Annotated in this window: 4 protein-coding genes; 2 read left to right on the top strand and 2 right to left on the bottom strand. The window is 45.2% G+C overall.

Going from position 1 to position 8136, the window contains the following annotated elements:
* The first annotated feature begins 260 nt into the window (after positions 1-260).
* Positions 261-1904, top strand: coding sequence for a glycoside hydrolase family 43 protein (locus AC3A8L_RS16985; RefSeq protein ID WP_487963463.1), 1644 nt, complete (start codon positions 261-263; stop codon positions 1902-1904).
* A gap of 234 nt (positions 1905-2138) precedes the next feature.
* Entirely contained in the window at positions 2139-3206 is a 1068-nt protein-coding gene (locus tag AC3A8L_RS16980; protein ID WP_487963462.1) for a LacI family DNA-binding transcriptional regulator, read from the top strand.
* Positions 3207-3379: 173 nt separating this feature from the next.
* Here AC3A8L_RS16980 and AC3A8L_RS16975 read toward each other — a convergent pair whose 3' ends face one another.
* Both AC3A8L_RS16975 and AC3A8L_RS16970 read right to left on the bottom strand, forming a co-directional pair.
* On the bottom strand, positions 3380-4654 hold the full coding sequence (locus AC3A8L_RS16975; protein WP_487963461.1) for a glycosyl hydrolase: 1275 nt from the start codon (positions 4652-4654) through the stop codon (positions 3380-3382).
* Between the two features lie 221 nt (positions 4655-4875).
* The coding region (locus tag AC3A8L_RS16970; protein WP_487963460.1) for a glycoside hydrolase family 6 protein at positions 4876-8136 on the bottom strand (3261 nt) is incomplete at its 5' end.

Raw genomic sequence — 8136 nt, 5'->3', positions numbered from 1 at the left:
AGGAAGCAGGAGGCAAGTATTATTGGATAAAGTATTTTTTCCTCGGCCCTTAGTCTCTGCGGACCGTATCGACTAGCGAGCACCGCCACCGCGCGACACTTTATTACCCCTACCCTGATAAATTTTTATCCAATAATACTGGCCAACCGGTCTATTTGGCGTTTCGTTAAATGCAGCTATTAACATTACACCGACAGGGTGTTACCGTTAACAAAACCCATATAACAATTCAAGAATAAAAATCGAACTGCTAGGTCCCTATGAAAAGAGTGATTACCAACCCGATTCTTAAAGGGTTTAACCCTGACCCCAGTATCGTTTGCGTAGACGGTGTTTTTTATATCGCCACATCGACCTTTGAATGGTTTCCGGGAGTTCAAATTCATCGATCCCTGGATTTAATTCACTGGGAAATAATCCGTCACCCTCTAGACCGCCGCACACAATTAGATATGCAAGGCGTACCCGATTCTTGTGGCGTTTGGGCGCCGTGCCTCAGTTATAGCCAGGGCACGTTTTATTTGGTCTACAGTAATGTCCGCTCTTTTGATGGCCCCTGGAAAGACACACCCAACTATTTAGTCACCAGCCAATCCATCGAAGGACCTTGGAGCGAACCAACATATCTTAATGCCAGCGGTTTTGACGCATCGTTATTTCACGATAACAACGGCAAAAAGTGGCTGGTCAACATGATAACGGACCACCGTAAAAATCTTTTGTTTGGCGGTATTCAATTACAAGAATGGGACGAGAACAGCAAACTTTTAACCGGTAAACCCCATACAATTTTTAAAGGGACTGAACTGGGTTGCACAGAAGGCCCGCATATTTATCAGCGTAACGGCTGGTACTATTTATTAACCGCCGAAGGTGGAACCGATTACGATCACAGCGTGACGATTGCGCGTTCAAAAAATATTACCGGCCCTTACGAAAACCACCCAAACAACCCAATCATTACTGCCAGCCAAAACAGCCATGCGCATTTCCAACGCACGGGGCATGCAGACCTCGTTGAAACGCCACAAGGAGAGTGGTATGCCGCGTATTTAGGTAGCAGGCCATTAATGCCCGCTAAGCGCTGTACTCTTGGCCGTGAAACTTTGATCGAACAAATTACTTGGGATGATGAGTGGCCTTATCTCGCCACGCCAGACAAAACGACACGCATTCACGTGCCGGCACCCGATATCGCTCCTGCGCCAACAATACCATCACCCGAACTGGAAACCTTTGAGCTCACCACCCTCGCACCCAGCTGGCAATCGCTTCGTATTCCCGCTGAAGAATCATGGCTAAGCCTAACAGCCAGGCCCCAGTATTTACGCCTTAAAGGACGCGAATCACTCAGCTCCACCCACTGTCAAAGTTTAATTGCGAGAAGACTACAGGCCTTCAATGTAGAGGCAGCCTGCCAACTAGAGTTCAAACCAAAATCATTCCAGCAAATGGCGGGCTTGGCCTGTTATTACAACACCGCGCATTACCTCTATTTTTATGCCTCCAACTGCGACGCTAACCCCCTACTTAACACGCTCAGTCTCGTCGTTGTTGATAACAACATCGCCTCAGAGCCTATTACCAAAGACATAACCTACCCCGAACAATCACCTATTTACTTAAAAGTGATATGGCATAACGAAAAGGTACAGTTCCTTTATTCGCACTCTAACCAAACCAACGACTGGAACAAGTTTGGCCCAATTCTCGACGGTAGTATTTTATCGGATGACTATGTTCGCGATGGCGGCAACCAATATCGTGCAGCCTTCACAGGCGCTTTTATCGGACTTAATTGCCAAGACTTATCCGGCAATAATATCCCTGCCGATTTCAAATGGTTTTCATACCGGGAATTAGAAGGCACCACGAGTAACATCGCTGAAAAGATACCAGAGTAACAATTTACAACCACGCTCTCGCTAAACGATTTTGGAGGGATGGATTTTTAGCGCTAGATGATTTTTCAATAAAAAAAAACATCTCATGTAGCCTGCACCATAAGTTTTACCCTAGAAACATATACCCCACTTCACATACTGATTAGTAAAACCACCATTCAACTATTTTGCCTCGCTCTAATTCGCGCTATCATATTTGTGCATAAGCCTCTATCGAACTACTGGAAACCTATAATGAGCGGAAGACATTCCCCCGAAAAGAGTAAGCAATCGACAATGCGCGATGTCGCTGAAATGGCCGGCGTATCACTAATGACCGTATCTAGGGTGCTGAGCAACGAAGGTAAGGTATCCGATAATACCCGCGAACGCGTAATGCAAGCTGTTGATTCCCTCAACTACAAGCTCAACATCTCTGCCCGGAGCTTATCCAGCTCTAAATCATTCGTACTGGGTTTCTTTTACGACTTAAGCGTAGGCGGCTTTATTCGTGAGTACCTGATTGCCACCATGCTACGCTGTAACGAATTAGGCTATCACCTAATATTAGAACCCTGTGATTTTTCCGAATCGGACATCAATGACTTCATTAAAAAAATGGTGCGTCGCCACGCTCTGGACGGCATTATTGTGCCGCCACCTTTGAACGATAATCGTACGCTATTGGATGCACTAGAAGCCGAAGATGTTCGCTATGTACGTGTAGGCTCGGGCGCACAATTAACTCGCTCACTCAGCGTGGTGATTGACGACTATGCTGCCAGCGCCGAAATGACTGAACACCTGATAGCCAATGGCCACAAAAAAATTGGTTTTATCCGTGGTGATACCCAGCAAGAAACAGATGCATTACGCTTTGCTGGCTTCAACGACACCATGAAAAAACACAAATTGCGCGTTAATACAGGCTGGGTTGGCGAAGGTAACTTTCAGTTTGAAGAAGGCATGACCGCCGCTGAAAAGATTTTAAAGAAACAGCAAGTCACCGCTATTTTTGCGGCAAACGATGACATGGCAGCAGGCACCATTGCCGCCGCCAGAAAACTCGGGATTGATGTACCCGAAGCCCTAAGCGTAGCCGGCTTTGATGATACCCCGCTGGCCGTTTCCATGTGGCCAAAACTCACCACTATTCGCCAGCCCATTTTTGAAATATCTAAAGCCGCTGTGGACCTTTTGATTGAGTCTATTCGAGGTAAAAACGATGAAGGGGATACTATGGAAGCACAAACACAATTGAATTATCTTTTACAAATTCGTGACTCTGTAAAGAATATTGGCAACCATTCGGCTAAGCATTAATAGGTCTCAATACTGAATGTTTTCTGGGCTACTGAAGCCCTCACTGCGCACTATTCGGCTGTTTTCCACAGACCTAAATAGCACCCAGTAAATAAACGATTTCAATAAACGTTTAACCGATAAAAAAGACTTAACGTATCCGCCATATATGAGACAAACAGAGTTAATACAGTCTAAATTTCAAAATCCGCGCCATTGACGTAAATCGGTTTTGAAATTTCAGACTTAAATCGCTTTAATATCTCAGGATTCGCTTGCACTCGGCTATCCCCCCAATACCCTTGCAGACAGTCTTGCGAACCAGCCGTGGCTTGTGGAGCGCAATACCACATCGTTTGTGTATGCCAATGCGTGTTAATGTAAGCAACCGCACGGATAATGTCTTTATTGTTTTCTATATACTTAAACCAATCCGCATACCAACTCGTCCATATAATGTCAGCAGAAACCGGTTTTGTCCGCTTACTAAAAATACAACTGGATGTTAGCTGTGAATTGCTAAAGGCAACCGGTGAAGCCTCGGCTATCATTACGGGTTTTTGATGATTCCGAGCAAAATTTAAAATGCGATTTTGCTGTAACCTTGGCGGTTCCGCCGGTGTAAACCACTCTGGATTTAAATCATCACAAACCCACTGATGATCACGATAATTATTGCCATAAAAAGTCGACAATGACACCCAATCCACCACATCATCACCAGGATAAAATTTATCCAGCAACATAGGGTCAATCACCCGATAAATACCTTGATTACGTGGCCACGCTGCAGACTGCCAAACGGTAGCAATATTATCCGTCGCGAGCTGGACGATACGTTGCTTAATAAAACGGAATGCCGCTTTATAGCTTTCGGGTTGGTAGCAATTCCAAGGGCCGTCAAATTCGTAACCAATGCGCAAAAAAACGGGCCGTTTAGTCGCTTTTAAAAACATTAATAACTTTCCGATCTGTTCACGATAATCATGAATCATCTGTTGGCTAACGCCATCCCCCACCATACCTGCAATCGCTCGAGTAGGTATTTGCTGACAACCTTTTTCAGCATCCGTTAAACTCAACCCCACCGCCAGTGCCGCAACAGGAAACTCCAATAACGAGCGTTCAAAGTTAATAATGCCCGCACCGTAATCCACATTATCAATCAAACCCTGCAAACTGCCCTCTTTCGCATTACCGGCAATTTTTGTATACAACGTTATACCGCCTGGCTTTGGCATACGGCTATCAAGCTCTAGAACATCTTTACGGTATTGCGTTAACGTTTCACTATCCTGCCCCATAAAAAATAAAATTTTATGGTCCGCCGGTAAATTGCGTGTATCAAGTAAAGCCACGCTGCCCGAGGCTTGCGATATACGGCTTACGAATGCCAATACCAGTAATGCGCCAGCAATAACAAAGCACATCATTTTCAACCAAAAAGCACAGCCCTTAATATTTTTCATACACCCCTACTGCAGCTCAGCGAATATCACTCAACACATGTTAACGATAACACCCTGGTCTGTAAAGTTACTTTCTTTTGCAAAAATTCCACCCTACACGTGACCAAGTGCTCACTTATATAAAAAATCACTCGTATCTAGGAGCTAAAAAAAGGCACGAGTGGATTCACCCGTGCCTTTTTTGTAGTCAGGGCCATTAAAAATGACCCTGCATTGATAACTTAGAAGTTGTCCTGACTAATTGAGTCGGGGGTTAACCACAACTGATCTTGAACATAGACACCTTTAAACGAAGGGTTACTATTAAAAAACTCTTCTACAGTAAGCTCAAACTCAGGAAAATCTGAATCGTTATAATACTCGATCATCAAGTCAGACTCTTCACGGTACCACTGCAACCCATCTTGGTTAACCTTCGGTAAAAACACACGATTAACACCCTCAGTATCGTTAATGGTTATTTGGCTGTAACGGCCAAAGACATAAAACTCATCGTCGCCAGGGCCACCGACGGCTTTTTGATCAACCTCAACGCCCGTGAGTATCAACAAATCGTTACCTTCACCACCGATTAAATCAGCACCTTGTAAAACATCATTACCTAACCCGCCATTTAAAGTTACTGAGTTGAGCAAATCAATTAATATATCGTCGCCACCAAAACCTTGTATTTCAGTGACCGTTTTTTGGGCTTGCCGAGAGCGAATAACCACATCGTCACCTTCACTTGACGTAAAAGGTGCGAAATTACCCAGCGAAAACTCACCAATATAACGCTGACGATTAACATCACTTACAATGAGTTGAATTCGTGACTGCGCAACGTTATTAAACAACAAGTCCGCCAATGACACTTCAAAGAAACCACCCTCCCAAACTGCCGCGCCCGTTAACGTAAAGTCCTCTCCCCTTAGGTAAACTTCAACATTTTCTATCGAGACTTCTGGCAATTCAAAACTAACCACAACATCATCAAATTCCGTAACAGGAAGATTATTTAAGCTCAACTCGATCGCTAACGGTTTAGCAGGCTCTATCAATGGCGGCCATGCATTTTCAATAAGCTGGATAAAATGATTATCAAACCAATGGCTAGACGGTGTTGGATTTAGCTGGCCATCACGATACTCTTCAGTACAACTTTTAACGGGCACCTCGTACTCAGCAAAAATACCCTCACGCACTGGTGCATCATCACCATCAGACTCGCCTGGCGGTTTAAACCAATAAAAAGCATGGAGATTGGCATTATCGGGATCCGGATTGGCCTGTGGAAAACGCCCTAACCCAGCCCGTGAGTTGTTACACCAGTTCCAGCGAGAACGCCGTTGATCGAGACGGTAGCTCTGATCTGTACCCTCAAAGGTAGGCCGTCGATCACCACCCCAACCGTTACGAGAAGAATCGATAATCATGCCAAAAGACGCTTGTGTATCTTGTAATAATTTATCGAGCACTGCATCGGCATAACTCTTTGCCGTTGCATGAGCATTCCAACTATAAAAACCAAAGTTCGGCTGTGTTTCGTCAAAATCTTTAATATACGGTTCTTCATACGGTATATATTCAGCAACATTAGTGACAAGACCGCTAATTAATGCGTAATTTGTTTCGGCCTCAAAATCTAATGCTGGATCTTGCGAAGCTAACGATAGCCAATCGATCACGGTTCTCGTCAAGGTATCCACACGCCAGCCTAACCAAGCCGCATGTCCAATATCCAAATAACTGTAAACATTAGGAACTTGCCCCAACTTATTCAGTGCATAAGTTACCCCTTGCTCGTAAATACGATCTGCAAAAGCATATTCACAATAACTGAAGGGCACCGTAGGCTGATTGTATTCAACGGTAGATGCTAAAGCGCCAGGCTCAATGGCTGCCACGAAGCGTAAATCAGGAAAACTACTGACTAGTGCTGCCACCGTATCAATATAGGTTTGATATCCCTTTAAGCCTTCTTCGGAAGCTTCAAATTCACCAGGATGATTACCCGAAACACAATCCCGCGCCGGTAAATTAAACACTACAGTAGAGAGCACAACAGGCTCGTCAGCGGCAAGTTTTTGTGCGTTTTCCAAATGTTGAAGTAAATTCATTCGGCCATCGTCAGTTTCTCCACATAGCTTAGCGGTGCTATCTAACCAAATACCGGTAGATTCATATTTAACCAAATCCATTGCCGCGACCATAACCGGGTCACCCATCTGATCCTGTGTCGAAGTTACTCGATCGGCGTAATCGGGGTCGGCATAAAATTCAGCATCCGCATAAGGATTCGAAACACGATCAGCAAAATTCGCCTGCGGCGGCATAATACCGTTACAGGCATTCGCCAATACTTTCGTGCGCGCAACCTCAGTTGCAGAAGGTGTAATTACCGTTATTTCAACATGTGCATAGCTGTAAGCACCGTAATCTTCTGCGAGTAATACAATCCGATTGCTACCGCTAATTAAATCCGCCGCTGGAATGATAAGCTCACGCTCAATTAAATCTGCGGCATCATTACCGCCCACACGGCTGGGATACAGTGTTCCGTTAACCCAAATACTAGCGACGTTATCGACAAAATAACGCATTTTAAGTTGCTGTCCCTCAGCAATAACGACATCCGCATGTGCCCATATATTGGTATTTAACGGCCAAATAATATTAGCATTGGCAGGTAACGTTGTATTTAAAACCAACGGATGATCATCCGCATTAGCAAACGGCCCCTCTCCCACATCCCATTCAGATAGGTCTGTTTCAATAGAGGAGTAATCGGGTAGTGCTTGGTCGATGTAGTCTTCGGGATCTATTATTTTGTAGGACCAGGTGTTGGTGGTGTTTTCATATAACTGCAGTGAGTCTAAGAATTCCACCCGCGTCAGCGCCGCTTCATCACCCATAAATTCAAACGCATCCAGCTGATATGCCGTGCTGAGGAACCAATCGGTAAAGCGAATACTGTCTTCGCCTTCTCCCAGCAGGATTAATAAATCATTACCAATTTTTTCTAAACGCAGTGCCGCGATACTGACCTCGTCACCGAACACGAGGGTATCGAGGTACGTCCCATCACTGTTGCCGTCATACTGCACCACCGTATCGTGACCACTGCCATAACCAAAAAGAATGCGGTCATGACCGATCGCACCGTGCAGCTGATCATCACCCGCGCCACCGTCGAGTACATCATCACCTGAGCCGCCATTCAGGCTATCATCACCCTCACCGCCGAACAGCTGATCATCACCGCCTTCGCCAGCCACCGTATCGTTACCCGCATCACCGTATAAGGCGTCATTACCCGCTTGGCCACTGATCGAATCATTACCGCCAAAGCCTTGCATGTTATCGATGCCGTAATAGCCCACCAGTGTGTCATCACCTTCAGTACCGGCCACGTCAGAATACACCGGCAGTAACGCAAAGAATTCTGCCCGCGTCAGCGCCGCTTCATCACCCATAAATTCAAACGCATCCAGCTGATATGC

It is taken from the genome of Marinagarivorans sp. (assembly GCF_982758155.1).
Note: the sequence above shows the minus strand (reverse complement) of the source record. Positions and strands in the feature narration are given on the sequence as shown.